Below are 25,035 nucleotides of genomic sequence, written 5' to 3'. Positions count from 1 at the left end.
ATGACCATCACCAAAAAGCTCTCCCGCACCGAGATGGCCCAACGCGTGGCCGCAGACATCCAGGAAGGCGCGTACGTAAACCTGGGCATCGGCGCACCGACCCTGGTGGCCAACTACCTGGGCGACAAGGAAGTGTTCCTGCACAGCGAGAACGGCCTGCTGGGCATGGGCCCAAGCCCTGCGCCGGGCGAGGAAGACGATGACCTGATCAACGCCGGCAAGCAGCACGTCACCCTGCTGACCGGTGGTGCCTTCTTCCACCATGCCGATTCGTTCTCGATGATGCGTGGCGGCCACCTGGACATCGCTGTACTGGGCGCCTTCCAGGTGTCGGTCAAGGGCGACCTGGCCAACTGGCACACGGGTGCCGAAGGCTCGATCCCGGCCGTAGGCGGTGCAATGGACCTGGCCACCGGCGCCCGCCAGGTGTTCGTGATGATGGACCACCTGACCAAGACCGGCGAAAGCAAGCTGGTGCCCGAGTGCACCTACCCGCTGACCGGTATCGCTTGCGTCAGCCGCATCTACACCGACCTGGCCGTGCTGGAAGTGACACCTGAAGGGCTGAAAGTGGTCGAAATCTGCGCGGACATCGACTTTGACGAGCTGCAGAAACTCAGTGGCGTGCCGCTGATCAAGTGATCCAGGAAGACTTAGGGCTTTCCATGCCTCTGCGGCACAATCAATAGTGCCGCACAAGCGCCGCGAGCAGGGAGCACGCGGTGCTTGAGACTACCTTTACAGCCGCTTCGAAGCCGATGGAACTCTCGGAGAGGTCAACCCAATGAGCTATCGAGCGGGAGCCAGATAGCGGCGTAAAAAATTGCCGGCCACGACTTTACGCCTTTTTTACTCGACATTACCGTAAAGCAGGCAATACTGCCGGCACTGTCCCAACGAGCTCCCTCAATGCCGCTTCCTGCATTGCGTTTCATCGCCTTCATTATTGGTGTATTCCTGATCACGTTGGCCGTCAGCATGGTGATTCCAATGCTGACGCTGCTGGTGTACGACCGCAGCGACGACCTCGGTGCATTCGTCTGGTCGAGCCTGATCGTTCTGTGTGTCGGCCTGCTCATGGTGGCCCGCGGCGTACCCGACACACCGCAACTGCGGACCAGGGACATGTATCTGCTCACGACGGCAAGCTGGGTCATCGTGTGCGCATTCGCGGCGCTGCCAATGGTGTTCATTCGACACATCAGTTACACGGACGCGTTCTTCGAAACCATGTCAGGAATCACCACCACCGGCTCGACCGTGCTGACCGGCCTGGACAGTGCATCGCCGGGGCTGCTGATATGGCGTTCGCTGCTGCACTGGCTGGGAGGCATTGGTTTTATCGGCATGGCCGTGGCGATCCTGCCACTGCTGCGCGTGGGCGGCATGCGCCTGTTCCAGACCGAGTCTTCGGATTGGTCTGACAAAGTGACGCCGCGTTCGCATGTGGCAGCCAAGGTAATACTGCTGGTCTACCTGGGCCTGACTGCATTGGGGACAGGGGCATTGTGGGCAGCCGGCATGACCCCATTCGAAGCCATCAATCATTCGATGTCGCTGATTTCAACCGGTGGCTACTCGACCTCGGATGCCTCACTGGGCCATTGGGAGCAGCCTGCGGTGCATTGGGTAGCGGTGGTCATCATGATACTCGGCAGCCTGCCCTTCACGCTGTATGTCGCCACGCTGCGTGGCCATCGAGGCATCCTGCTCAAGGACCATCAAGTTCGCGGTTTCATTGGTTTTCTCGTCTTCGTCTGGCTCACCGTCGGAACCTGGCTCTGCCTGCACAGCGATCTGGCCTGGTGGGATGCGTTTCGTATCGTTGCAGTCAATGTGACCTCGGTGGTAACCACCACAGGCGTTGCCGTGGGTGATTACACGCTCTGGGGCAGCTTCGCCATCATGCTGTTCTTTTACCTGACGTTCGTCGGCGGGTGCTCGGGCTCCACCGCCGGCGGTTTGAAAATATTCCGTTTCCAGGTGGCCGCTGCCTTGCTTGTCAGCAGCCTGAAGCAGTTGATCCATCCACGGGCAACGATCTCGAAGAAATACAATGGGCACCCCATCGATGAAGAGATCGTACGGTCACTGCTGACGTTCTCGTTCTTCTTCACCGTCACCATTGCGGTCATCGCCCTGGGCCTGTCTTTGATAGGACTCGACTGGATGACGGCGTTGAGCGGGGCGGCCACCGCCGTGTGCAACGTCGGTCCAGGCCTGGGGACGCTTATCGGTCCAGCAGGTAATTTCGCCTCCTTGCCGGACGCAGCGAAATGGTTGCTGACGGTTGGCATGCTGCTTGGACGGCTCGAGATCCTCACCGTACTGGTACTGGTCTCGCCAGTCTTCTGGCGATTCTAGAGCAGAGGCCATCCAGCCAATCAGCCATAAAATTGGGCAGGGACAGCATATTCGTTCTAGGTTTACTGGCGCAGGAATAACAACAACAAGCGGAGAACGACGCCATGAACCCAGCCCTTCGCCTGGCATTGGCCAGCACCTTGTTTGCTGTCAGCGCGGCTGCCCAGGCCGCACCGACCTTCATCAACATCCTCACAGGCGGTACCAGTGGTGTCTATTACCCGGTAGGCGTAGGCATTTCACAGATCTACAGCCACGGCATAGAGGGCAGCAAGACCACGGTGCAAGCCACCAAGGCCTCGGTAGAGAACCTCAACCTGTTGCAAGCCGGTCGAGGGGAGTTGGCATTCGCACTGGGGGATTCGGTGGCAGATGCCTGGAAGGGCGATGCAGAGGCTGGATTCAAAACGCCCTTGAAGAAACTCCGTGCCATCGCAGGTACCTACCCCAACTACATCCAGATCGTCGCCAGCAAGGAGTCTGGGATCACATCCCTGTCAGACCTCAAAGGTAAGCGTATCTCGGTTGGAGCCCCCAAGTCCGGGACAGAACTGAACGCCCGCGCCATCTTCAAAGCTGCGGGGCTTACCTACCAGGACATGGGAAAAGTTGAATACCTGCCCTATGCGGAGTCCGTCGAACTGATCAAGAACCGTCAGCTTGACGCCACGCTGCAATCCTCAGGGCTCGGTCAAGCGGCTATCCGAGACCTGGCCGCGACCTTGCCGGTAGTGTTCGTGCCTATCCCTGCCGAGGTCGTGACCCGCATTGGCAACAACGCCTACCAACCCGCCACCATTCCTGCCAACACCTATGATGGTCAGAGTGCGGACGTATCAACGGCGGCCATCAACAACATCCTCGTCACCCGCGCCGACATCGGCGATGACCTGGCCTATCAGATGACCAAGCTGATATTCGAGAACCTTCCACGCCTGGTCACGGCCCACGCTGCAGCGAAAGATATCCAGGCAGAAAATGCCGCCAAGAACCTGCCCATTCCGCTGCATCCAGGAGCAGAGAGGTACTTCAAGGAGAAAAACCTGCTCCCCTGATGACATTCCTGAGCCATGGAGCAGCGTATGAGTGATACCGCGCAAGGTCTTCACGCCAGCACCGATCGCTGGCCTGCCGCGCTTTTTGCCGTGGCATTGGTCTTTTCGGTTTTCCAGATCGCCACGGCGGCCTTCCCCCTGATTTCCACCCAAGTACTGCGTGCAATACACGTGGGGTTCCTGTTGCTGGTGGTGTACCTGAGCTATTCATTCGTTGGCCACCGTCGGCCGTGGCAACCCCTTGCCTGGCTGCTGGGCCTTGCGGGAATGGCGACGGCTGCATACCAGTGGTACTTCGAAGGGGATCTGATTCAACGCTCCGGTGAGCTGACCACCAGTGACCTGATCGTGGGGCTGTTGCTTATTGGTTTGGTCTTTGAAGCCGCGCGACGCGTCATGGGCATAGCGTTGCCCATCATTTGCGCCCTGTTTCTGGCCTATGGGTTGCTTGGCCAACACTTGCCAGGCGAACTCGCGCATCGAGGCTACGGCCTCGATCAGATCGTCAATCAGTTGGCCTTCGGCACCGAAGGGCTGTATGGCACACCGACCTATGTCTCAGCCACCTACATTTACCTGTTCATCCTGTTCGGCGCATTTCTCGAGCAGGCGGGCATGATTCGTCTGTTCACCGATTTCGCCATGGGGCTGTTCGGCCATCGCAGCGGAGGGCCGGCCAAAGTGTCGGTGTTCTCCTCGGCACTGATGGGTACCATTACCGGCTCGGGGGTGGCCAATGTCGTCACCACCGGACAGTTCACCATTCCGCTGATGAAGCGTTTTGGCTACAAGCCTGCATTTGCCGGTGGCGTCGAGGCGACCTCCAGCATGGGCAGCCAGCTGATGCCGCCGGTGATGGGCGCCGTGGCGTTCATCATGGCCGAGACGATCAACGTGCCCTACGCCGAGGTGGCGAAAGCCGCGCTCATCCCAGCATTGCTGTACTTCGGCTCGGTCTACTGGATGGTCCACCTGGAGGCTCGGCGCAGCCATCTGCACGGCTTGCCTCGCGAACAGTGCCCGAGTGCCTGGGATGCGTTGCGACAACGTTGGTTCCTGCTGGTACCGCTGATGGTTCTGGTCGCCCTGTTGTTTTCCGGGCGAACACCTTTGTACTCGGGAATGGTCGGCCTGGCCCTGACCGCCATCGTCATCCTAGGCTCGGCGATCATCCTGCGCGCTCAAAAAACCTGGCTGCGCGCGGCTTTCTGGGTTGCACTCGGGATACTGTGTTCAGGTTTTTTCCGCATGGGGATCGGGGTGATCCTGATGGTCATTGCCGGCCTGGCCATTGCGTGCTGCTTTGTCCAGGGCGGCCGTGCCACCCTGCACGCATGCGTCATGGCCCTCGCGGAGGGTGCCCGTCATGCGGTGCCGGTGGGCATTGCCTGTGCGCTGGTCGGCGTCATTATCGGCGTCATCTCGCTGACCGGCCTGGCCACCACCTTTGCCGGATACATCCTTGACCTGGGACGGGACAACCTGTTCCTCTCGCTGGTGTTGACCATGCTCACTTGCCTGGTATTGGGTATGGGCATCCCGACCATCCCCAACTACATCATCACCAGCTCCATTGCCGCCCCCGCCCTGTTGGAGCTCGGGGTCCCGCTGATCGTCTCGCACATGTTCGTGTTCTATTTCGGCATCCTGGCCGACCTGACGCCGCCAGTGGCATTGGCATGCTTTGCAGCGGCCCCGATTGCCAAGGAAAAAGGCCTGTTGATCAGCTTCTGGGCGGTGCGCATTGCCTTGGCCGGTTTCGTTGTGCCCTTCATGGCGGTCTATGACCCGGCGTTGATGATGCAAGGTGACAGCATGGGCTCCACGTTGTACATGGTGATCAAGGCGGCGTTCGCGGTAGCCCTCTGGGGATGTGCGTCGATCGGGCATTTGCGTGCCCCCATGCCCTGGTGGGAGCGCCTGTTGGCGTTCGCGGCTGGTGTGTCCTTGATACTTGCCGCGCCCATCAGCGATGAGGTCGGTTTTGCTTTGGGTGCGGCAGTGCTGGGTTGGCACTACTGGCGAACCCGACCGGCCTCTGGCCACCTCGCATGATCAGCCTTTGCGTTGGGTTGGCCGGTGTGGTCTGGGTCAGCCTGCCACTGAACGGTTTTACCCTTGCGTGGCAGCACAGTATCGAAAAGGTCCGCTGGGAAGAGGATTATCAGGTGACCCCGGTGGGCCTGGTACTGGTAGAGGCACGGGTCAAAGGCAGCGGGGCCGGCATGGAGATTCCGGACGACGCTCAACTGCGTGACGGCACTTGGCACTATCGTCGTCATCTACCACCGCTGCAGCCCTTGCACGCCGGGCGAACGCCCGAGGCTGGTGACTACCAGGTCTGCACGACAGACGGGTGCCAGCCACTGTCCTATTGGTTAGGACCGCCGAGCGAACGCATTGCTGCAGTAGACTTCTGGGCCTGTGAAAATCCGCCTTTGGACAGCAGGCGAACCGCCCTGCCCTGACGGCGACAGGGCAGGACCGAATCTACTTCAGCCCACCACGTGCAAGTAATGCAGGTGGCGTTCGTACTGATCCAGGATGTCGCCAATCACATCGTCACGGCTCCACCCCATGATGTCGTAGTCCTGGCCCCCTTCTCGCAGATGCACTTCCGCGCGGAAATACTTGCGGGAATCGGCACCGTCTTCGGTGTCCCGCATGACGAAGCTTGGCGTATTGAAGGCCCGTGGCCGCACCTCGTAGAGGAAACGTCCTTCACCGGCATGGGAGAGCTCCAGAGATACCCGCCCATCATCACGCTCATTCACGCTCACCTCGTAGCCTTGCTTGCGCAGCTCCTGGGCGACCTCTTCACAGGCCGGCCTCACCACCTCGGCGATAAAGCGCGTGACATGAACCCGGCGAGGCATCAATGCAATATTGCGCAGCCTCCGCTGCCAGCCGCCGTGTGGGTGGCGGGTATGGCGTGGGCCCGGCAAGGCTTGATTGCGCAACCCGCGGCGAGTCGCATCAAGACTCAGCGCCTTGAACAAGCCCCAAATCGCAACCAGCAGGATGACCGCGAACGGCAAAGCGCTCGCAATGGTCGCGGTCTGCAGCGCCTTGAGGCCGTTCGCCAGCAGCAACGCGATCGCGACTGCGCCTATGCAGACTGACCAGAAGATCCGTTGCCACAGGGGTGAATGACCTTGTCCGGAAGAGGCGAGCATATCCACGACCAGCGCACCAGAGTCCGCCGAGGTCACAAAGAACACGACCACCATCAGCACCGCGACCAGCGAAATGATGCTGGAGAACGGAAAATGCTCCAGGAAAGCAAACAACGCGAGGGAACTGTCTTCACTGACCACAGCAGCCAGATCCTTCACGCCATCGTTGAGGATCATATGGATTGCCGAGTCGCCGAACACGGTCATCCACAGCAAGGTGAAACCCGCAGGCACGAACAGTACGCCGCAGACGAATTCGCGGATGGTCCGCCCTCGCGAAATACGTGCGATGAACAAACCCACGAAGGGCGACCAGGACAACCACCAGCCCCAGTACAGCAAAGTCCAGCCGCCGATCCAGTCGGTGGGCTCGTAAGCGTAGAGATTGAAGGTTTTATTGACGATGTCCGAAAGGTAGGCGCCGGTATTCTGTACATAGGTCTGCAGCAGGAACACCGTAGGCCCAAGCAGCAGCACGAACAGCATCAGGATCACCGCCAGGCTCAGGTTGAGTTCGGACAGGATGCGAATACCTTTATCCAGGCCGCTAGCCACCGAAAGCGTCGCCAATGCGCAGGTGGCGGTGATGAGGATGACTTGCACGGTGGTGTTTACCGGCAAACCGAACACATGATGAAACCCGCTGTTGATCTGCAATACCCCATAACCCAGCGAGGTGGCCACACCAAACACCGTGCCGAGGATGGCGAAGACATCCACGGCATGCCCTATAGGGCCATAGATTCGCTCACCGATCAGCGGATAGAGTGCCGAACGCAAGGTTAACGGAAGGCCATTGCGGAAGCTGAAGTAGGCCAGGATCAGCGCGACGATGGCATAGATCGCCCAGGCATGCAGGCCCCAGTGGAAAAAGGTGATTTTCATGGCTTCGCGCGCCGCGGCAACGGTGCCGGGATCGCCCACGGGCGGCGTGGAGAAATGCATGACCGGTTCGGCCACGCCGAAGAACATGAGGCCAATCCCCATTCCTGCCGAGAACAGCATGGCGAACCAACTGCTCTTTCGGTAATCCGGCTCACTGTGGTCAGGGCCTAGCTTGATGTCGCCATAGCGGCTGACGGCCAGAAACACCACGCTGATCAACACCAACGCTACAACAAGAATGTAGAACCAGCTGGCATTGGTGATGATCCATCGCTGGACTTGCTCGAACAGCGTTTGGGCGTGCTCCTGAAATGCCGTGGCGTACAAGACCAGCAGAAAAACCAGTATCGCACTGGTGTAGAAGACAGGTGGATTGAGGGTGCTCCTGGGTTTGGGGGCTGCAGTCATAGCGGCAGTTCTCCTTGCAAGGCGATGAGCACAGCGTGCCTGGGCACGACGACATTTACCAAGGCTAGCAGCTGGATAAACTCTCGTTTGCCAAGCTCCGTGTGCTCGAAAACAACCACAAACCCTAACGTCTGCAGGAAAAAATCTCAAACCGACGCCTCATTGGAGTGAATGGTTTGGCGCTTTTTGTTCATCTGCGAGTGGTTATTCGGTAGACTACCGCACGGGTGCCAGCTGCACGGTGCAGTGAGGCAGGTTAAAGAACAGCGCAGGTCGGGCCGCCATGCGGGAGCACCTGTGCCTATGCATAAACAAGAATTACCTCGCGCCCAGAAACTGGCCGAGCGCGCCTTCGCCAACCTTGAACGCTTTTTGCACATTGAAGCGGTCAGCGGCATCGTTCTGTTGATTGCCGCAGTCGCTGCCCTGATCTGGGCGAATTCCCCGGCTGCCGACAGTTATGAAGCCCTTTGGCATACCCCGTTGACGTTCGGCGTGGGCTCGCATGTCTATTCGCAGTCCCTGCATTTCTGGATCAATGATGGCCTGATGACCATCTTTTTCCTGGTCGTGGGCATGGAGATCCGCCGCGAGATCCACGAAGGTGCACTGTCCAGCCTGCGTCAAGCCACGCTTCCCATGGCAGCCGCTGTCGGCGGCGTAGCGGTACCCGCACTCCTCTACCTGAGTTTTGGTCACGCGCCAGCAGACCAACAAGGTTGGGCCGTGCCAACGGCGACGGATATCGCCTTTGCGGTGGGCGTATTGGCCCTGCTCGGCAAGTCGATCCCGTCCAACGTACGTGTATTCCTCCTCGCCCTGGCAATCATCGATGACATCATCGCAGTCCTGATCATCGCGTTCTTCTACTCAGGCGGCCTTGATTACACCGGCTTCGGCGTTGCAGTGATCGGCCTGCTAATGGTGATCGGGCTTCAGAAGATCGGAGTGGGTTCAGCCTACGCCTATGTCATTCCCGGTGCGATCGTCTGGCTGGGCATCTTGTTGACCGGCGCCCACCCGACCCTCGCAGGCGTTGTGCTGGGCCTGATGACACCTGTCACCGCAATGCCGATGCGTGAGCGCCCACTGGACGCCATTACCCGCTTCACCGGCGAATTGCTGGGGCGCGCCAAGGCGCCTGAGCAAGGTGCCAGCGACCTCATGGACCCGTTGAAACGACTGCGCCTGGCCCAGCGTGAACTGCTGCCGCCGGTAGTGCGCATGCAAGGCACCCTGCACCCCTGGGTAGCCTTCGGCATCATGCCGGTGTTTGCCTTGGCCAACGCCGGGGTCAGCCTTTCGGGTGTCGACCTGTCCGCAGAAGGCCCCCAGTGGGTCATGATCGCCGTCGCTGTCGCCCTGGTTGCAGGAAAGCCCTTGGGCATCGTCAGCGTCAGTTGGCTGATGGTCCGCCTGGGCTGGTGCGTGCTTCCCGCCGAGGTCAACTGGCGTAGCATTGTTCTGGTCGGGCTGCTGGCCGGTATCGGTTTCACCATGTCGATCTTCATCGCCAACCTCGCGTTCGTCGACCCTGGCTCACTCGGGGCAGCGAAACTCGGTGTGCTATCCGCGTCGTTGATCGCAGCCGTGCTGGGGTTGACCTGGGGGGTGTGGAGCATGCGCAGCGCAGCGTCTGCTACCAAAGCCGGTTCGCCCACCTAGCCAATTCCGGACTGGCGATCCCTTGCAGTTGGGCAAGCGGATCGCCACTCCCGGTGCGGCTACAACCTGTGTCGGGTAGGCCTGTACGGGAAAACACGCCATACTCACGGCTTTCCAAGTCAGCCATGTGTGGACAATGTCCGACCCTACCCGACCTGCACCTTCACTCCCCCGCCGTTCACGCTGGCGAGAATGGCGTCAGCGACTGGCGTTCTGGATCGGGGCATTGCTGGTGGGGCTCGTTGCGCTGGCTTTCGCCTGGCTAGCCGACGCGGCGTTCGCTTCGTTCAAGCGCTTGCTGGAATGGGCACCCTGGTCACCTCTTCTCATCACTCCGCTGGGTTTCGCGGCCCTGGCTTATCTGACGCAACGATGGTTTGAAAATGCCAAGGGTAGCGGCATTCCCCAAGTCATCGCCGCCCTGGAAATGCCCTCTCGCCGGCTGCGCGCCCGATTACTCTCGCTCCCTGTGGCTGCAGCACGCATGAGCCTGACGCTGGGCGCCCTGCTGGTCGGCGGTTCGGTTGGCCGGGAAGGCCCGACCGTCCACATCGGCGCCGCAGTGCTCTATTCCTTTGGCCGACGTTTAGGCCTGCACGGCCGGCGCACCATCGCTGGCCTGGTGCTAGCCGGAGGCGCTGCGGGTATTGCGGCAGCCTTCAATACACCGTTAGCGGGGGTAGTCTTTGCCATTGAGGAATTGAGCCGCACGTTCGAGCAACGTTTCAGTGGCTTGGTGCTCACTGCGGTGCTGATCGGCGGAGTCGTGACGCTGGGGCTGATGGGGCATTACGCCTACTTTGGCGAGATCAGCGGTCGGATGCCGGTGGACTGGGGCTGGAGCGTCGTTCCTGCCTGTGCAGTGCTGGGCGGGCTGCTGGGTGGTTTTTACGCCAAGCTTGTGCTGCCCACCGACAAGGGCATACTCGGCCAGGTCTGTAAGTTACGCGGACGCTATCCAGTGCGCTTTGCTGCCACCTGTGGGTTGCTGCTGGCCACCTTGGGGCTCGTCTCTGGCAATCATGTATTCGGCACCGGGTATGAAGAAACGCGTGCGTTGCTGGAGGGGCAGCCGATCACGGACACAAGCTTTCTCCTGTGGAAGTTTCTGGCCAACGTCGCGTCCTATCTTTCCGGGATTCCAGGCGGGCTCTTTTCGCCTTCGCTGAGCATCGGCGCCGCCTTTGCGCCGCTGTTGAGCTTGCTGCCCGATGTTGACCCTCAGGCAGGCGCACTACTTGGCATGGGCGCATACCTGGCCGGTGTGACACGCTCGCCACTGACCGCCTCGGTCATCGTGCTTGAACTGACACACAGCCCGGACCTGGCCATTCCCATGTTGGCCGCGACACTGATGGCGGCGGCCATCTCTGGATGGGTGTCTCCGGTCTCGCTTTACCATGCCTTGGCCAAGCAGATTACCGACAAGCTTCATGCTGCCGCGTCTTCTTCCACAGAACCCGCCGCTCGCCAACCGAGCACTACCGAAAAACCTTGAGCAGCACCAAGCCTGCCCTGCCAGACGTTAACGGGTAGTCAGGTAGCGGAACTGCCTTGAGGGGGACGGGGCTCCCAACAAGGTGGAACTGTCGCGCGCATTCACGCGTCCGTAGAGTCTGTTGGCCGCTTTAGCACCCCGAGCAACAGCAGGTCGAACGCCTTGCCAGCCTGCGCCAAGCGTGCATTGCCGTCTTCGGCCTCCGCGATCCACACAGCCGCTTCAGCCAAGCTGCCGTAGATCAACGCAGCCAGCGCTTGAGCGTGCGCGTTGACGAAAACGCCCTCTAGTACCAGGTTGTCGATCAACTGGCGCAGCGACTCTATGCAATACCGCTGGGCCTCAGGCGAGCCGCCCCCCAACACCGCTCTGGCGTCGCGCAATACGATACGCTGGATCTCGGGCTCCAGCGCCATCTCCAGGTAGGCGTGGCAGCGTTGGCGGAAGCCGTCCAAAGCGTTATCGGCGGTCTCGGTAATAGCACGCAGGCGCTCGTCCATTTCAGCGTCGAGCTGCTCAACGACGGCTGCCAGCAAGCCCTTCTTGTCGCCAAAGTGGTGGTACAACGCCCCCCGCGTCAAGCCCGCCCGGGCGGTCAGATCATCCATCGAGGCGTGCGCAAATCCCTGCTCGCTGAACATCTGGCGGGCGGTGGCCAGTAACAGGGCTCGGGTTTCTTGCATTGCGGCGCGGGTGCGGCGAACCATCCAGCTATTCCTTGTGTTCTGGCGGCATGGGGTAGGCGTATACGAGTATTCATACCGCTTGCACGCATTGTCTTGGGCGCGAGGCGCACTGACAAGCCTGTCGTATCGTCGCGCGGTGACCGAGCCCCCAAGCCTGGCGGCCAGCCCTGAATCCGATCAAAGCGAATACGACGCCTGTCGGGCTCGGTCGCGCATGCGCTGGTAGCCCCAAAGCGCGACCAACAACACTGCGGCCCCGGCGGCCAAGGCCACGTTGAATCCGGCCTGGGCACCCCACACATCGACCACCTGCCCAGATGCTGCGGCACCGCCGGCAACTCCAACGTTGAGACCGGCGAGCAACCAGGTCATCCCTTCGGTCAGCTTGCTTTCGGGCACGATGCGCTCTACCAGCGACATCGCCACGATCATGGTCGGGGCGAAGAACAGGCCCGCAACCAGCACGGCGATGGCCAGCCCGATGATGTTTCCCACCACCAGCAGCGGCAAGGTTGTCGCCGCCGTCGCCAACCCACCCAGCAGTAGCAGCTTGTGTAGCGGGGTATCGAGTTTCAGGACACCGAACACCAGCCCCGCGACACAGGAGCCGATGGCATAACAGGACAGCACCACGCTGGCCGCAGCCGGCATGTCCATCTGCTCGGCGAATGCCACGCTGACGATGTCGACCGTACCGACGATCAAGCCCATAGCGACCATCAGCAAGGTCAGCAGGCGTACGTCGGCCAGCCTGAACACCGACATGCTGTCTTGCCCGGTGGCGGCATCGGCCTCTACTGGCGGCTCGGTGCCGACCTGCACCGCCAAGGCGAACACGCCGATGGCCAGGAACACGGCAGCAGCCAATGTACCGGCCTGCGGAAGTACCGCCACGCTCAGCCCCACCGAAATCGGCGGGCCAGCAATGAAGGTGACTTCGTCAAGAACGGTTTCCAGCGAGTAGGCTGTCTTCAGTTGCGCCTTGCCGCGGTAAATCGCGGTCCAGCGCGCGCGCACCATCGCCGACATGCTGGGCATGAAGCCGGCGAGCGCGGCCCCGACGAATAGGGTCCAGTCCGCCAGCCGCCAATAGCTGCAAGCCAACAGCAGAAGGATGCCCAGCACGCTGAGCCCGGCGGCGGCCGGCAATAAGCGGCCCTGGCCATGGCGGTCGACCAGGCGCGAGATCTGCGGCGACATCAGTGCATAGGTCAGCACGAAGGTGGCCGCCACCGCACCGGCCAGGCCGTAACTGCCGGTGATCTGAGACAACATGGTGATGATCCCGATACCGGTCATCGGCAACGGCAGCCGGGCCAGCAGGCCGGCCAAGGCGAAGCCCTTGGCGCCTTTGGCCTGGAACAACTCGCGGTAGGTACTGAACACGCTCGACTCTCCTTATCGAAAGGCCCTTGGGCAGTCACGCTCAAGGCAAAATACATGCAGCTCGTATGATTAAAACCTTATTATCATACGAACTGAATGTAAATACTCGACGGGGAACGTCCTTATTCAGCCGCCCTGCCCCGTGGCGCCTTGCGTGTCCCGAGCACTCGTTCGCCGTTAAGCGAGAGTTGAAAGGTGTGAGCGATGAGGCCCGCAGGCCAGTCGCCACGAACGTCACTGCAGTCAGCGCACAATTGAGAGCTTGCTTGAACCACCAAAGCCAACGGCCAAGAACCCTATGCATGGCTTCGCCACGTACTGGAGGACTTGCCGCATGCCGCGAAGGTTGAGGATTACGAATCGCTATTGCCGTGGAAGTGAAAGTCGGGGAAGCCACGGTAAACCAAGCCCTGACCTTGCGGCAGGAAGGGAACGTGGATCGGTTAAGAAACGCAAAAAGCCTTGAATAATCAGGGCTTTCCTCATGCCTCTGGCCCATTGGGCCGGCGCGCTCCGCTTACCATTTGACACCAAGATTCAATGACGTGAACCGTCGCATATGTCGCAGATCACGCGCATGGGCTGGCCCTGCGTTGGAGAACCCTGCGATGACATTGTAGGGACTTTTCTTTCACCCAATTTTCACGACACCTAGGCAACACTCATCCTATCCCTACGTGTGATAGAAGCTCCCATTAGCCCGCCTAGCAGCGGGCTTTCTTTTGCCTAGAATTCGGCCGTTTGTCTTCTGAGTTGTCCGTTCAGCAGGCCCAGGCTGTCCCTTGAGGACACTAGCTAGAGCCACTCTCATGCCACAACTCATCAGATTTATAACCCTTCCCCTGGCCTGTAGTCTTCTGTGGGCTTGCTCTGCTCCTGAGACGAAGTCGCCTGTGGAGACGCCTGGCAGGCCCGAAACCGCAAAGACTCAGTTGCTGGAAGCCGGCGCCGCGACCTTGCAGGCCAAGCCGCCCATTGAGGCCATCAACGCCTACCTGGATGGCTTCCACTTTTACAACGGACATCCTGATGTGCAGATGGAAGCGCATCACTACTGCTCCATCCTGAATGAGGATGTCATCCAGTGCGTCATCTTCGACGGTAATACCAAGGAAGCGAAGATCATGGGTGTCGAGTACATCATCGACGAAAAGCTGTTTGCTGGTCTGCCGGCCAACGAGAAGGCGATGTGGCACAGCCACGGCTATGAAGTCTCGTCCGGTCAGTTGGTTGCACCAGGCATACCCGCGACTGCTGAGCATGCGCTGATGGAGCGGCTTGCCCATACCTACGGGAAGACATGGCACACGTGGCACACCGACCAAGATAAAGCTCTTCCTGTGGGCGTTCCGCAGTTGATGATGGGGTTCACAATGGATGGCCAGGCTGACCCGGCGATGGTCGAGCAGCGCAATCGCCGTCTGGGGGTGGATGCGGCAAAAACCAAAGCTCAGCGGGCTGACATTCAAATCCCTGCGGCTGATCCCAAGGCGGATGGTTGGCAACACGGCAACGTTATTCAGATCACCGATCCAACAGGTGCTCATCTGCATCGGCCCTCCACGTCGACATCTGAGAAAGCGAACAGCCGTTCCAGCCAATAGCACCTGGGACAGTTGCATGTAGCTATGCCCCTGGCGTGCCTCTCCTGGGACGGCTGTCGTAAACCGCACCCTGGGCAGACGGCTTATCGCCGACATCCGGCAGCGTTTGCCCCTCTTGGAAGTAAGTTAGCCGCGCTCAGATCCCCACACCTAGCTATGCCATTGCAACGGTCTTTATCACACGATACGTTGCGTATTACGATCTTTCGCGCACCCGGTCAGCTAGCACGAAAGTAAAGGGAGCATCCCGCACTCTCCCAGCATCCGAAGAAAACACAGGCTCTCTGTGTGAACACACGAGGTGCGAGATCATGGCTAACGATCAAGAGAAAGCTGGTCAGCAAGGCGGCACCGCTCAAAACAACCCTGGCAATTTTGCCAATGATCCACAACGGGCGTCTGAAGCAGGCCAGAAAGGCGGTCAAATGTCCGGAGGGAGACCTGAGGATCAGCAAACTGGGCATGGCAGCGGCAGTAACCGTCAGGAAGATGATCCTCAGCGTGCCGGTGGTGCATCCCAACGGGGTGGCCAAGGAGGCCATTCCACCGGTATTAAAACTGACCGGGAGAAAGGTATGGACGATGAGTCGCAAGCTATTCAGGACGAAGACAGCGGAATGGCGGAAGACAACCGCTGAGCAAATAGCCAGGGAGAGGGATAACCCTGGCTTCCCCAACATCTTCGAAGCCACCATTCGAGGAATGACGGAATGACCGGCTAAGGAAACAGTACAGTTTCCCAATTGATAGCCGAAAAAATCCCGCGCAGAAAGCGCAGGCCGCTTAGAGAGCAACAACCGCCCGGATTAGTGGAAGCGGCTGGAATCATGCTGAGAGGTTGGTGCAACGACCCGACAGGCCATTCACCGAGCGGAGTGAACTTCCAGATGCAGGTATGGCCTTCCGTTCATACCGGAGGAACCGTCATGAGCCAATCGAAAGAACTGCACTCCACGGTCATTTGCCTGCAAGCCGACAAAGTCTTGCTGGTGCGCAAGGAAGCCTCCGAGTGGTCACTGCCAGGCGGAAAAATCGATCCTGGAGAGACCCAGCTAGAAGCAGCCCGTCGAGAGCTCTGTGAAGAAACCGGCATGCAACTGACGGATGCTCAGTTCCTCGGACACAGCGTGCTCCAATCGGAAGAGCACTGGCTCTATCGCATGAACGTGCCAACGTCAGTACAGCCGCACCCCTCACACGAGATCGTGGAGTGTCGCTGGTTCTCAGCTCCCGAACTCGAGCAGGTTACGGTCAAACCTACAAACACCGAATTGCTGAGGCGAAAAGGCTTCCTAGCTGTCAACGGTAGGCGCTTCCAGTCGGACTGAAGCCATCAGGACAGAATGACCTGAAAGGTCGTCCCCCCTTCAACGCCAGACTCGACCTCTATCCTGCCACCATGGCTGGCGACTATTTCCGATGCGATGAATAGCCCCAACCCTAACCCAGCGGCTGAGCCCTTTTCTTCTGCCGCGTAGCTTGAATATCTGCCCTCTGGCTTGAACAGATAGGGCATCACATCGCTGGGAATCGGCTCTCCGGAATTGTGCACGCTGAAGCGCGGAACTCCGGCTTCGCTGAAGAAAGTGACCTGGATCGGTAGCGTCGAGTCACCATGGAGCAGGGCATTGCCAATCAAATTGGAGAAGACCTGAGCCATGCGATCAGGATCAAACTGACCGGTGATCTGTACGGATTCGTTCAAAATAATGTTCGCCCAAGGGGAACCCGCGCGCAGTTCCTCGATGACCGAGCGACAGATCGGGTTCAGCTCCACCTGCTGCAGGTGCACCGGGATACCTGTTCCCAAATTACAGCGCGCCAGATCCAGAAGGTCGTTCACCATATTGTTGGCCCGGCGAGCGCTGTTACAAACCTGAGCGGCGAGCAGTTTTACCTTCTCACCTGACTCATCCTGTCGCAGGATTAGATCACCAGCCATGAGTACCGCACCCAATGGCGAACGCAGATCATGGCCAAGCACAGCCAGTACCATTTTTCGAGTTGATTCCACTGCTGCGCCATAGGCTGCAATGGATTCAACCATGGCTTGGTCTATTGCCTCGTTGAAGCGGATCATGTCCTGAACATGCTCTGCGTCTCGGAGCGTCTCTTTTGCCAGCCAGAGCGATAGAACACTCGAGCGCAGCGCTCGGTACTCAGAGACCAATTGATCCATCGAAAAGCCCGCTATCAAACGAGTAATGGCATGGGTCTGAGCCGCCGTATCGCTCCTCATTAGAGGGCCTCTGCCTTGCGCCTTCTCAGACTGCTGATGCGCAGTCTGAGCAGTACGCATATCAGCGGCAACGGTGCGCAGAATCTTCTCAGAGTGATTCCTGAGGCCGGCTGAATCCTGAGTGGGTAAGTCCGTCTTGACCGAACGTGCGAAATCCTCCCAAGCCTGGAGAATGCTTCCCATATCACTCTCAATGAAGTCGTACAGGCGCATTACGGTTTCCCACCATCCACACGTACCAAGCGTTCAGCCTAGCCCATTGAGTCATCAGGGCAAAGAAACCACTTCGTCATACTCTGTCAGCGCTTTGGAACGCGTTGTTATATGCCAGGTCTGTAGAGGTAGGGCGGGAGGCTAACTATGCGACACCAGGTGTTGGTAGTAGAGGACGATGAGGTTCTTCGGTGGTTGATGACCGAGGCCGTCACGCACCTCGGTCACACCGTCACTGATTGCGCCAGTGCGGACGATGCCTTGGCCATCTTGGAGAAAATTCCAGACCTTTCCCTAGTCATTACTGACATACAGATGCCCGGGCACATCGATGGTCTCGAATTAGCCAAAGCCATCTGGTGGGAGCATCCTGAGTTGCCAGTGATCATCGTCTCAGGTCATGTCGTCTTTTCGCCCAGCTCCCTACCTGCCAATGCGCGCTTCATTAAAAAGCCCTGCACCTTGGACTCGCTCAGCCGCGCCATGCAAGAGCTGCTACCCACCCGGTGAGGATCGGGACATGTCGCCATCTGGCGCCAACTCGTAACCTAGCGCCAATCAAAACTGCTTCCCCCACCACTGAAGCGTTTGGTCTGAACTTTGCCACCCCAAAAGACTTCCCCTGCATACCCCACGGTTTTTTTGCAGGAGCAAGACTATGAGAGCAGTCTCCTACCACGGTGCTAACGATGTGCGGGTCGATTCTGTCCCAGACCCCATCCTCCAAGACGCAGACGACATCATCTTAAGGGTGACGGCCACCGCCATCTGCGGATCCGACCTCCACCTCTATCGAGGCAAGATCCCGGAAACAGAGCAAGGCGACATCTTCGGCCACGAGTTCATGGGCATCGTGGAAGAGGTTGGCAGGGACGTGACGACCCTGCAGGTTGGCGACCGAGTGGTGATTCCTTTTGTCATCGCTTGTGGAAGTTGCTTTTTCTGCCAGCATGATCTCTTCGCTGCCTGTGAAACCACCAATACCGGGCGCGGATCGATCATCAACAAAAAGGGCATACCACCAGGCGCAGCGCTGTTCGGATACAGCCATCTGTATGGAGGGATCCCTGGAGGCCAAGCTGATTACGTTAGGGTGCCCAAAGGCAATGTCGGGCCATTCAAAGTCCCGACGACCCTCGCGGATGACAAAGTGCTGTTCCTATCCGACATCCTTCCCACCGCTTGGCAAGCGGTCATCAATGCCGAGATTGGCGAAGGCTCATCGGTAGCGATCTATGGCGCGGGGCCAGTGGGGCTGTTGAGTGCCGCCTGCGCACGGATGCTGGGCGCGCACACCGTCTTCATGGTGGATGACAACGACTACCGGCTGGCCTATGCCCAGGAAGCCTATGGCGTCATCCCGATCAACTTCGAAAAGGATGATGATCCTGCCGACAGCATCATTCGCCAGACACCGGGTATGCGTGGCGTGGACGCGGTCATCGATGCGGTCGGGTTTGAAGCCAAAGGCAGCACCACGGAAACCGTGATGACGGCCTTGAAACTGGAGGGTAGCAGCGGCAAGGCCCTGCGCCAGAGCATCGCGGCTGTGCGACGTGGCGGCGTAGTCAGCGTGCCCGGCGTCTATGCAGGGTTCATTCACGGCTTCATGTTCGGTGATGCCTTCGACAAAGGCCTGACCTTCAAGATGGGTCAGACCCATGTTCAAAAATACCTTCCCGAACTGCTGGAGCACATCGAAGCAGGGCGCCTGCAACCGGAACTGATCGTTACTCACCGCTTAGCCCTAGAAGAGGCGGCCATGGGCTACAAAATGTTCGATCAAAAGCAGGATAACTGCCGCAAGGTCATCCTCGTGCCAGGTGCTGCACCCGGCACCTTGGGCCCTGACCACCTCTAGAGGAGGAATGATCATGAACGGTCTCGCCAGTTACTTCTGGATTGCCGTAGCGGCAATTCTTCTGCTCATCGACCTGTGGGCCATCGTCAGCGTGTTCCGGAGCGACAAGACCGATGCCGTGAAAGCGGCCTGGGCTCTCCTGATCGTGGCCCTACCGCTTGTTGGCCTGGGGATATGGGGCGTTGCTGGCCCGCGAGGCATCAAGCGAGGCACTGGGCCCACTTCCGACGAGCACAGCAAAGGCTGATATTCCAGGCCCCACCTATAGAGGTTTGCATAATGGTCGATCAAGCGACAGGTATGAAATCAGGTGAGCGCTACAGGGTTGAGAACGTGGAGCGAGCGCATCAGTTTCCAGGCTTCTTTCAAGACGGGAAATATTATCTAGGCCCCGAGCTTCTCACCGCCGTGGGATGGCTCGAAGGTACACGCTTCATCTACGACAGCCTGGATGCTGAAGGTGAACCCGTGTTTCCAAACAAAGAGGCAGGTACGGTCGAAGGGCTGACGTTGACCCTGGTCGATGGCACCGCCCTTGAGCTCTCTCTGGTCGAGGCCGACGAAATCATCGCACCCTTCGAACACCGTAGCAGCGGCACAGAGCAAGAAGCTCCCCGTAGGGGATATCCCGTCAGGGGGCCGCTGCGTGGCAAAGTTGTGGTAATCACAGGGGCATCCAGCGGCATAGGCCGCGCCGCCGCGCACGCCTTTGCCTGCAAAGGCGCACGCTTGGTGCTCGCAGCCCGCGATGAAGAAGCATTATTTGACGTTCTGGATGAATGCACCGATTGTGGTACGGATGCCATAGCGGTCACCACCGACGTCACCCACAGCGACCAGGTTCAAGCGCTGGCCGCCCAGGCCTCAGCGTTTGGCCATGGACGGATCGATATCTGGGTCAACAACGCCGGAGTTGGTGCGGTTGGGAACTTTGAGGATACCCCGCTGGAAGCTCACGAACAGGTTATCCAGACCGATCTGATTGGATACCTGCGAGGCGCCTACGTCGCCCTTCCCTTCTTCAAAGCGCAAGGTAGCGGCATTTTGATCAACACACTGTCGCTGGGCAGCTGGGTGGCCCAGCCCTATGCAGCGGCTTATTCGGCGAGCAAGTTCGGTTTGCGTGGACTGACCGAGGCCCTGCGAGGGGAGCTGACCAAGTTTCCAAAAATCCATGTTTGCGACATCTATCCAGCAGTCATGGACACACCCGGCTTCCGAGACGGCGGCAACTACACCGGGCATGCGCTGACACCGCCAAGCCCCATCTACGATCCCGAACGGGTAGCCAAGGCAATGGTAGCCTGTGCAATTTCACCTCGAGCTCACACAACGGTCGGGACTGCTGCTCGCCTCGCACACTTGGCCAGCTACCTAGTACCAGGAATAGCTTTGTTGTCTGGATGGGTAACGCGGTGGGGGATAAATCGCAGTCCCATAGCCGAAACCTCATCGGGCAACCTGTTTGAGCCTCCAAGTGACAGAAGGAGTATCGACGGAGGGTGGAGGAAACCTAAAGCTAAAACGCCCCTGCTAATAGGCGCAGCGGCGCTTGGAATCATCGCAGGGTTAACAATCGCCTGTTCCCGACGCAGGAAACACTAGAAAGGCAACATCTATCGGGGTATGGACGGAGCTTCTCGCAAGACTACGTCCATGCCTACTACGCTGCGGCGAGGGTCAGATGTCCGGCTATTAAAGAAGCCGGCGGCAAGGAAGAGGCGAAAAAGTACTACGAGGCCAAGGAAGAGCATCGCGCTGTCGACGCCCTCGTCATCCCTGACCTCCTGCACACTGAAACCGGCTCCGTTGAGTTTGCCGGTCGGGTCAAAGTCATGAAAGAGCTGCTGGAGCACCACATCGAGGAAGAAGAAGGCGAACTCTTCCCGACGGCCAAAAAGCTTCTTGGCAAGGACGTGCTGGAACAGCTTGGGCAAACCATGGAAGCCCAGAAAAAGATGCTCAAGGGCGAGCAGCGGGCCGCCTGACAAGGCCATTCCCTGCCAGTGCCACGGCTGGCAGGGATCCGCTTCAGATGTCGAACAAGCAACAGCCTTCTTCTGCTCATGAACCAGGCACGCCTTCCAACCTCACCTTGGTTGCCCAGGCTCCTTCTCGTATTATCAGCCCTCCCCACCTGGAATGATTGTCGTGAAGCCGTCACCTGGAAGTGCCCAGTCGATCCCTGCAAATGCCAACGGCCCGAAATGGGATGTCGGCGAAGCTGTCAGCCAACTATCCTGGGACGACTTGCGGATCATCAAAACGCTGAGTGATTGCAGCAACCGCGCCGCTACGGCCAAGAAGCTCGGCATCAATGTGTCCACCGTCTCGCGCCGGGTCGCGCAAGTTGAGAAGACGCTTGGGGTCGCGCTTTTCGATCATCGCAAGGCGGGGTATCTGCTGACTGCCGAAGGCGTCGAGCTGCGTGCGCTGGCCGAGCGCGTTGAGCTGGACATCGTCAGTGTCACCCGCAGGGTGTCCCGCGCCGGCCAGGGCCCCTTGGGAAAGCTGCGAATCACTACCAGCGACTCGCTGCTGTTGTACTTTCTCACGCCGATCATCGCGGACTTCAAAGCCCTCAATGAGGGGATTACCATCGAGGTGTTGGTCGGCAACCAGACGTTGAGTTTGGCAAGGGACGAGTCGGATATTGCGGTACGCGCGACCAAAAAACCAACGGACACCCTCGTGGGCCGCAAGCTCGCCAACATCGCGTGGGCGGCATATGGCAGCGTCAAGCAGGCGGCGATTACCGATCCCTTCGCTGAGGGTCAGGCATGGGTATCCTACTCGGGAGGCTTGTGCGGTTTGAAGGCAACAAGCTACGTCGAATGTCGGGTGCCCTCGGAGCTTATTTCTTACCGCACTGATTCCGTGGCGGCAGCAAGTGCCGCTATTGCGGCGGGCCTGGGTTTTGGTTTCCTCCCCTGCATGCTGGGCGACATTACCCCCGGATTGGTTCGAGCCGGCCCAGTGGTGCAGGAGCTTCAGGATGAGTTGTGGCTGCTCACCCACCAGGACATCAGAAAGTCCTGGCGGGTAAAAGCATTCATGACGTTCTGCGCGGCTGCCGTGGCCGACCTCAAACCTTTGGTCGAAGGTCAGCAGGCCATCCCTGCTTCCTAGTTGAAATCGGAGGCGCCGTTCATTTGGCTTGGGTGCCGATCACAGCACGACACACGATCTCGATCAGCTGGGGACGCTGTGCGAGCCGCGATACACCGATGATATTACTGGCCGCCTGCGGGCGCTCGGTGCCATAGGCCGCTTTGCGCACCTTACCGACTACGGCGAAGGCTGCGTCCATGTCCAACACATACAGCGTCTCCTCAACGACATCCTGCATCGTGGCGCCATACAAGGCCAACAACTTGGCAATGTTGTCGTAGGAAACCCGCATCTGTTCGCCCATTGACGAGAAATCGCTCGGACGACCGTCAGCATTCAGTGGCGCCGGCGCTACCAGGTTGCCCTCTTCGTCATGGTTGAACTGCCCCGAGATGAAGATCTCGTTGCCAACTCGCCGCGCTTGCGGATAGCCGTAGCCCTCTTCCCATGAAACGCCCCAGTAAGCAGTGTCGTCGTTGAAAGGTCGTGAAGCGGCCATTGGATTCTCCTTGGCGAAAAATGGATCGACGTGATCCGACTGGCCGAAATCCTAGCACCGGATTGGACGCTACCAATGGCGCATTAACGCGCCTCCAAGAGCGCAAAATTGCGCCACCGATTCGCTGAGTGTTTCGCTATCTTGGGCTGGCACTCGGCGACGACCCGCCGAAAAACTCTCGCCACCGTTCAGCAAAAGGGAAGAACAATGAGCAATCCACACACTGAAGTCCTGACCCCGCTCAACAGCCAACTGATCTTCATCGATCAGCAACCGCAAATGGCTTTTGGCGTGCAGAGCATTGACCGGCAGACGCTGAAGAACAACACGGTAGGTTTGGCCAAAGCAGCCAGGATCTTCAATGTGCCGACCGTCTTCACCACGGTCGAAACCGAGAGTTTCTCCGGGCATACCTACCCCGAGCTGCTCGCGGTCTTCCCTGATGCGCCATTGCTTGAGCGCACCTCCATGAACTCCTGGGACGACCAGAAGGTTCGAGACGCGCTGAAGAAGAATGGTCGGAACAAGATCATCGTTTCGGGCTTGTGGACAGAGGTCTGCAACACCACCTTCGCGCTGTCCGCCGTGCACGATGCAGGCTATGAGATCTATATGGTTGCCGACGCTTCCGGGGGCACGACCAAGGAGGCTCACGACTACGCCATGCAGCGCATGATCCAGGCGGGCGTGGTGCCAGTTACCTGGCAGCAGGTGCTACTGGAGTGGCAGCGCGACTGGAAAAACCGCGACACCTACGATGCTGTCATGGCGCTGGTCAAAGAGCATTCGGGCGCCTACGGCATGGGCGTCGACTACGCCTATACCATGGTGCACAAAGCGCCAGAGCGCGTTCAGCACGGCCCCACCTTGGCACCCGTGCCCGCATCGATCTGATGCCTGATCAGCCGCAAAGTTGGTTCCTGATCAACAAGCGGGGCTGGATCGAGCTGATCCGGGGTAGAGAATCGAGACGGAGTGTTCTGAGGCCTCGGGAGAGGCTTCAGCGACCCGTGCTGCCCGGATCTACCCTCTTCAGATTTTTCAGGATGAATTGGCCCCATGAACAGTGCTAACGGCATCGTTATAGCCACCGTTGCGATTCAGTCGACTGGGCGGCTCAAACCCTGGCAGGTCGCAACGGCCAAGCAGATGATGTTGGAGGCATATCGGTCACAGCATGCGGAAATGAACAGAGAAATGCGGGCGTGATCCGTATGACAAGGGTAGAAAATCGGAGCCCCAAAAACGCAAAAAGCCCTGAATAATCAGGGCTTTGAATATGGCGGAAGCGTAGAGATTCGAACTCTAGGATAGTTGCCCATCGACGGTTTTCAAGACCGTTGCCTTAAACCACTCGGCCACGCTTCCAGCTCGTTTTGCGGCCGCCATAATACCTTAATGAAACACGCTGTCAAACTCTCTGTGTCGCGGGTTGCAGGAGCTCTGATAGACTCCTAGCATCTGAACGTCCGAAACCACAGGTTTACCAAGGAGTGTCGCCATGCGCGAACAGGATTACGCCGTCCACCACGGCCAGCAGGTCGAGCAGCAGGAGATCAGCAAGGTCCTGCGCAACACGTACAGCCTGCTGGCGCTTACCCTCGCCTTCAGCGGTGTCATGGCTTTCGTTGCCCAGCAGATGCGCGTCGGCTACCCGAACGTGTTCGTGGTGCTAATCGGCTTCTACGGGCTGTTCTTCCTTACCAACAAACTGCGTGATTCGGCCTGGGGCCTGGTGTCCACCTTCGCGCTCACCGGTTTCATGGGCTTCATCCTCGGCCCGATCCTCAACCGTTACCTGGGCATGGCCGGTGGCGCCGAGGTAGTGAGCTCCGCGTTTGCCATGACTGCGCTGGTGTTTGGTGGTCTGTCGGCCTACGTGCTGATCACCCGCAAGGACATGAGCTTCCTGAGTGGCTTCATCACTGCGGGCTTCTTCGTTCTGCTGGGTGCTGTCGTTGCCAGCTTCTTCTTCCAGATCAGCGGCCTGCAACTGGCTATCAGCGCTGGCTTCGTGCTGTTCTCGTCGGTCTGCATCCTGTTCCAGACCAGCGCGATCATTCATGGTGGCGAACGTAACTACATCATGGCAACCATCAGCCTGTATGTGTCGATCTACAACCTGTTTGTCAGCCTGCTGCAGTTGTTTGGCATCATGGGTCGTGACGACTGATTGATTGCTGTACCGCAAGAAGCCCGCTTCGGCGGGCTTTTTTGTGGGCGTTGGAAATGGGTTGAGTTACGGGATGTTCGTCGCAAGAGGTTCAGCGCCTGATAGATCGAGCGCCGCCCGCGCGGCGCATCGCGAGCAAGCTCGCTCCTACATTTGTTTCGGGCCAGTATCGCCTGTGCCTGCGCGCGACCGCCCTGTTTGTTCCCCACAAT

General features: G+C 59.0%; 23 protein-coding genes, 1 tRNA gene and 1 pseudogene. 19 read left to right on the top strand and 6 right to left on the bottom strand.

Going from position 1 to position 25,035, the window contains the following annotated elements:
• The 5 genes from ACF8FB_RS02940 to ACF8FB_RS02920 all read left to right on the top strand — a co-directional run bounded on the left by ACF8FB_RS02940 (position 1) and on the right by ACF8FB_RS02920 (position 5,887).
• On the top strand, positions 1-642 hold the full coding sequence (locus ACF8FB_RS02940; RefSeq protein ID WP_003251131.1) for a 3-oxoacid CoA-transferase subunit B: 642 nt from the start codon (positions 1-3) through the stop codon (positions 640-642).
• Between the two features lie 267 nt (positions 643-909).
• On the top strand, positions 910-2,364 hold the full coding sequence (locus tag ACF8FB_RS02935; protein WP_392510829.1) for a TrkH family potassium uptake protein: 1,455 nt from the start codon (positions 910-912) through the stop codon (positions 2,362-2,364).
• Between the two features lie 104 nt (positions 2,365-2,468).
• Complete coding sequence (locus ACF8FB_RS02930; protein WP_392510827.1) at positions 2,469-3,419, top strand: TAXI family TRAP transporter solute-binding subunit; 951 nt, start codon at positions 2,469-2,471, stop codon at positions 3,417-3,419.
• Between the two features lie 27 nt (positions 3,420-3,446).
• On the top strand, positions 3,447-5,474 hold the full coding sequence (locus ACF8FB_RS02925) for a TRAP transporter permease (protein ID WP_010954771.1): 2,028 nt from the start codon (positions 3,447-3,449) through the stop codon (positions 5,472-5,474).
• Positions 5,471-5,887: a DUF1850 domain-containing protein gene (locus ACF8FB_RS02920; RefSeq protein WP_010954772.1), complete on the top strand. Its 417-nt coding sequence runs from the start codon at positions 5,471-5,473 to the stop codon at positions 5,885-5,887. The genes ACF8FB_RS02925 and ACF8FB_RS02920 overlap by 4 nt, the downstream gene beginning before the upstream one ends.
• Positions 5,888-5,914: 27 nt before the next feature.
• Here the strand turns inward: ACF8FB_RS02920 and ACF8FB_RS02915 are convergent, their stop codons facing one another.
• Positions 5,915-7,888 (bottom strand): choline BCCT transporter BetT, encoded by a 1,974-nt coding sequence (locus ACF8FB_RS02915; protein WP_010954773.1) that lies wholly within the window; start codon positions 7,886-7,888, stop codon positions 5,915-5,917.
• 303 nt (positions 7,889-8,191) lie between these two features.
• Between ACF8FB_RS02915 and nhaA the strand changes: the two genes are divergently transcribed.
• On the top strand, positions 8,192-9,553 hold the full coding sequence (gene nhaA / locus ACF8FB_RS02910; protein ID WP_392510996.1) for a Na+/H+ antiporter NhaA: 1,362 nt from the start codon (positions 8,192-8,194) through the stop codon (positions 9,551-9,553).
• A gap of 226 nt (positions 9,554-9,779) precedes the next feature.
• The gene (locus tag ACF8FB_RS02905) at positions 9,780-11,051 is read left to right on the top strand and encodes a chloride channel protein (RefSeq protein WP_110771825.1); all 1,272 of its coding nucleotides are present in this window, start codon (positions 9,780-9,782) and stop codon (positions 11,049-11,051) included.
• A gap of 101 nt (positions 11,052-11,152) precedes the next feature.
• Here the strand turns inward: ACF8FB_RS02905 and ACF8FB_RS02900 are convergent, their stop codons facing one another.
• Both ACF8FB_RS02900 and ACF8FB_RS02895 read right to left on the bottom strand, forming a co-directional pair.
• A complete protein-coding gene (locus ACF8FB_RS02900; RefSeq protein WP_010954776.1) occupies positions 11,153-11,758 on the bottom strand; it encodes a TetR/AcrR family transcriptional regulator in 606 nt (201 codons plus the stop codon).
• Positions 11,759-11,914: 156 nt separating this feature from the next.
• Positions 11,915-13,123: an MFS transporter gene (locus ACF8FB_RS02895; protein ID WP_010954777.1), complete on the bottom strand. Its 1,209-nt coding sequence runs from the start codon at positions 13,121-13,123 to the stop codon at positions 11,915-11,917.
• A 270-nt stretch (positions 13,124-13,393) separates the two neighbouring features.
• Between ACF8FB_RS02895 and ACF8FB_RS02890 the strand changes: the two are divergent.
• The 4 genes and pseudogenes from ACF8FB_RS02890 to ACF8FB_RS02875 form a co-directional block, all read left to right on the top strand.
• Positions 13,394-13,504, top strand: a pseudogene (locus ACF8FB_RS02890) (transposase domain-containing protein); the annotation flags it as partial.
• 428 nt (positions 13,505-13,932) lie between these two features.
• Positions 13,933-14,727: an OBAP family protein gene (locus tag ACF8FB_RS02885; RefSeq protein ID WP_392510995.1), complete on the top strand. Its 795-nt coding sequence runs from the start codon at positions 13,933-13,935 to the stop codon at positions 14,725-14,727.
• Between the two features lie 311 nt (positions 14,728-15,038).
• Positions 15,039-15,365 (top strand): general stress protein, encoded by a 327-nt coding sequence (locus ACF8FB_RS02880; protein ID WP_010954779.1) that lies wholly within the window; start codon positions 15,039-15,041, stop codon positions 15,363-15,365.
• Between the two features lie 288 nt (positions 15,366-15,653).
• Positions 15,654-16,055 carry an NUDIX domain-containing protein gene (locus ACF8FB_RS02875; protein ID WP_392510202.1) on the top strand — a complete coding sequence of 134 codons (402 nt, stop codon included), beginning with the start codon at positions 15,654-15,656 and terminating at the stop codon, positions 16,053-16,055.
• 5 nt (positions 16,056-16,060) lie between these two features.
• Here ACF8FB_RS02875 and ACF8FB_RS02870 read toward each other — a convergent pair whose 3' ends face one another.
• Entirely contained in the window at positions 16,061-17,179 is a 1,119-nt protein-coding gene (locus ACF8FB_RS02870; RefSeq protein WP_392510201.1) for a sensor histidine kinase, read from the bottom strand.
• 147 nt (positions 17,180-17,326) lie between these two features.
• On the opposite strand from ACF8FB_RS02870, the gene ACF8FB_RS02865 reads away from it, so the two are divergent.
• From ACF8FB_RS02865 to ACF8FB_RS02840, 6 genes are all read left to right on the top strand, one after another.
• Positions 17,327-17,689 carry a response regulator gene (locus ACF8FB_RS02865; RefSeq protein ID WP_010954784.1) on the top strand — a complete coding sequence of 121 codons (363 nt, stop codon included), beginning with the start codon at positions 17,327-17,329 and terminating at the stop codon, positions 17,687-17,689.
• Between the two features lie 148 nt (positions 17,690-17,837).
• Entirely contained in the window at positions 17,838-19,040 is a 1,203-nt protein-coding gene (locus ACF8FB_RS02860) for a zinc-dependent alcohol dehydrogenase (protein ID WP_060489923.1), read from the top strand.
• Positions 19,041-19,053: 13 nt separating this feature from the next.
• Positions 19,054-19,287, top strand: a complete 234-nt coding sequence (locus ACF8FB_RS02855) for a PLD nuclease N-terminal domain-containing protein (protein ID WP_010954786.1) — start codon at positions 19,054-19,056, stop codon at positions 19,285-19,287.
• A 32-nt stretch (positions 19,288-19,319) separates the two neighbouring features.
• Positions 19,320-20,645 carry an SDR family oxidoreductase gene (locus tag ACF8FB_RS02850; RefSeq protein ID WP_392510994.1) on the top strand — a complete coding sequence of 442 codons (1,326 nt, stop codon included), beginning with the start codon at positions 19,320-19,322 and terminating at the stop codon, positions 20,643-20,645.
• Positions 20,621-21,028, top strand: coding sequence for a hemerythrin domain-containing protein (locus tag ACF8FB_RS02845; protein ID WP_332042918.1), 408 nt, complete (start codon positions 20,621-20,623; stop codon positions 21,026-21,028). The genes ACF8FB_RS02850 and ACF8FB_RS02845 overlap by 25 nt, the downstream gene beginning before the upstream one ends.
• 154 nt (positions 21,029-21,182) lie before the next feature.
• Positions 21,183-22,169: a LysR family transcriptional regulator gene (locus ACF8FB_RS02840; protein WP_010954789.1), complete on the top strand. Its 987-nt coding sequence runs from the start codon at positions 21,183-21,185 to the stop codon at positions 22,167-22,169.
• Positions 22,170-22,188: 19 nt separating this feature from the next.
• On the opposite strand, the gene ACF8FB_RS02835 is transcribed toward ACF8FB_RS02840, so the two are convergent.
• Entirely contained in the window at positions 22,189-22,650 is a 462-nt protein-coding gene (locus ACF8FB_RS02835; protein ID WP_010954790.1) for a RidA family protein, read from the bottom strand.
• A 207-nt stretch (positions 22,651-22,857) separates the two neighbouring features.
• Here ACF8FB_RS02835 and ACF8FB_RS02830 point away from each other — a divergent pair, with 207 nt between their 5' ends.
• Positions 22,858-23,544, top strand: coding sequence for a hydrolase (locus tag ACF8FB_RS02830; protein ID WP_392510993.1), 687 nt, complete (start codon positions 22,858-22,860; stop codon positions 23,542-23,544).
• A gap of 386 nt (positions 23,545-23,930) precedes the next feature.
• Here the strand turns inward: ACF8FB_RS02830 and ACF8FB_RS02825 are convergent.
• A tRNA-Ser gene (locus ACF8FB_RS02825) sits at positions 23,931-24,018 on the bottom strand.
• Positions 24,019-24,151: 133 nt separating this feature from the next.
• Here ACF8FB_RS02825 and ACF8FB_RS02820 point away from each other — a divergent pair.
• Positions 24,152-24,823: a Bax inhibitor-1/YccA family protein gene (locus ACF8FB_RS02820; protein ID WP_003251184.1), complete on the top strand. Its 672-nt coding sequence runs from the start codon at positions 24,152-24,154 to the stop codon at positions 24,821-24,823.
• Positions 24,824-25,035: the final 212 nt, after the last annotated feature.

The sequence above is a fragment of the Pseudomonas sp. yb_2 genome, assembly GCF_043103905.1.
Taxonomy (GTDB): Bacteria; Pseudomonadota; Gammaproteobacteria; order Pseudomonadales; family Pseudomonadaceae; genus Aquipseudomonas; species Aquipseudomonas alloputida.
Note: the sequence above shows the minus strand (reverse complement) of the source record. Positions and strands in the feature narration are given on the sequence as shown.

Excerpts from the sequence above, each read along its gene's own strand:
- ACF8FB_RS02940 (WP_003251131.1), top strand. The coding sequence starts at position 1 with ATGACCATCACCAAAAAGCTCTCCCGCACCGAGATGGCCCAACGCGTG.
- ACF8FB_RS02935 (WP_392510829.1), top strand. The coding sequence starts at position 910 with ATGCCGCTTCCTGCATTGCGTTTCATCGCCTTCATTATTGGTGTATTC.
- ACF8FB_RS02930 (WP_392510827.1), top strand. The coding sequence starts at position 2,469 with ATGAACCCAGCCCTTCGCCTGGCATTGGCCAGCACCTTGTTTGCTGTC.
- ACF8FB_RS02925 (WP_010954771.1), top strand. The coding sequence starts at position 3,447 with ATGAGTGATACCGCGCAAGGTCTTCACGCCAGCACCGATCGCTGGCCT.
- ACF8FB_RS02920 (WP_010954772.1), top strand. The coding sequence starts at position 5,471 with ATGATCAGCCTTTGCGTTGGGTTGGCCGGTGTGGTCTGGGTCAGCCTG.
- ACF8FB_RS02915 (WP_010954773.1), bottom strand. The coding sequence starts at position 7,888 with ATGACTGCAGCCCCCAAACCCAGGAGCACCCTCAATCCACCTGTCTTC.
- nhaA (WP_392510996.1), top strand. The coding sequence starts at position 8,192 with ATGCATAAACAAGAATTACCTCGCGCCCAGAAACTGGCCGAGCGCGCC.
- ACF8FB_RS02900 (WP_010954776.1), bottom strand. The coding sequence starts at position 11,758 with ATGGTTCGCCGCACCCGCGCCGCAATGCAAGAAACCCGAGCCCTGTTA.
- ACF8FB_RS02885 (WP_392510995.1), top strand. The coding sequence starts at position 13,933 with ATGCCACAACTCATCAGATTTATAACCCTTCCCCTGGCCTGTAGTCTT.
- ACF8FB_RS02880 (WP_010954779.1), top strand. The coding sequence starts at position 15,039 with ATGGCTAACGATCAAGAGAAAGCTGGTCAGCAAGGCGGCACCGCTCAA.
- ACF8FB_RS02875 (WP_392510202.1), top strand. The coding sequence starts at position 15,654 with ATGAGCCAATCGAAAGAACTGCACTCCACGGTCATTTGCCTGCAAGCC.
- ACF8FB_RS02870 (WP_392510201.1), bottom strand. The coding sequence starts at position 17,179 with ATGCGCCTGTACGACTTCATTGAGAGTGATATGGGAAGCATTCTCCAG.
- ACF8FB_RS02865 (WP_010954784.1), top strand. The coding sequence starts at position 17,327 with ATGCGACACCAGGTGTTGGTAGTAGAGGACGATGAGGTTCTTCGGTGG.
- ACF8FB_RS02860 (WP_060489923.1), top strand. The coding sequence starts at position 17,838 with ATGAGAGCAGTCTCCTACCACGGTGCTAACGATGTGCGGGTCGATTCT.
- ACF8FB_RS02855 (WP_010954786.1), top strand. The coding sequence starts at position 19,054 with ATGAACGGTCTCGCCAGTTACTTCTGGATTGCCGTAGCGGCAATTCTT.
- ACF8FB_RS02850 (WP_392510994.1), top strand. The coding sequence starts at position 19,320 with ATGGTCGATCAAGCGACAGGTATGAAATCAGGTGAGCGCTACAGGGTT.
- ACF8FB_RS02840 (WP_010954789.1), top strand. The coding sequence starts at position 21,183 with ATGATTGTCGTGAAGCCGTCACCTGGAAGTGCCCAGTCGATCCCTGCA.
- ACF8FB_RS02835 (WP_010954790.1), bottom strand. The coding sequence starts at position 22,650 with ATGGCCGCTTCACGACCTTTCAACGACGACACTGCTTACTGGGGCGTT.
- ACF8FB_RS02830 (WP_392510993.1), top strand. The coding sequence starts at position 22,858 with ATGAGCAATCCACACACTGAAGTCCTGACCCCGCTCAACAGCCAACTG.
- ACF8FB_RS02820 (WP_003251184.1), top strand. The coding sequence starts at position 24,152 with ATGCGCGAACAGGATTACGCCGTCCACCACGGCCAGCAGGTCGAGCAG.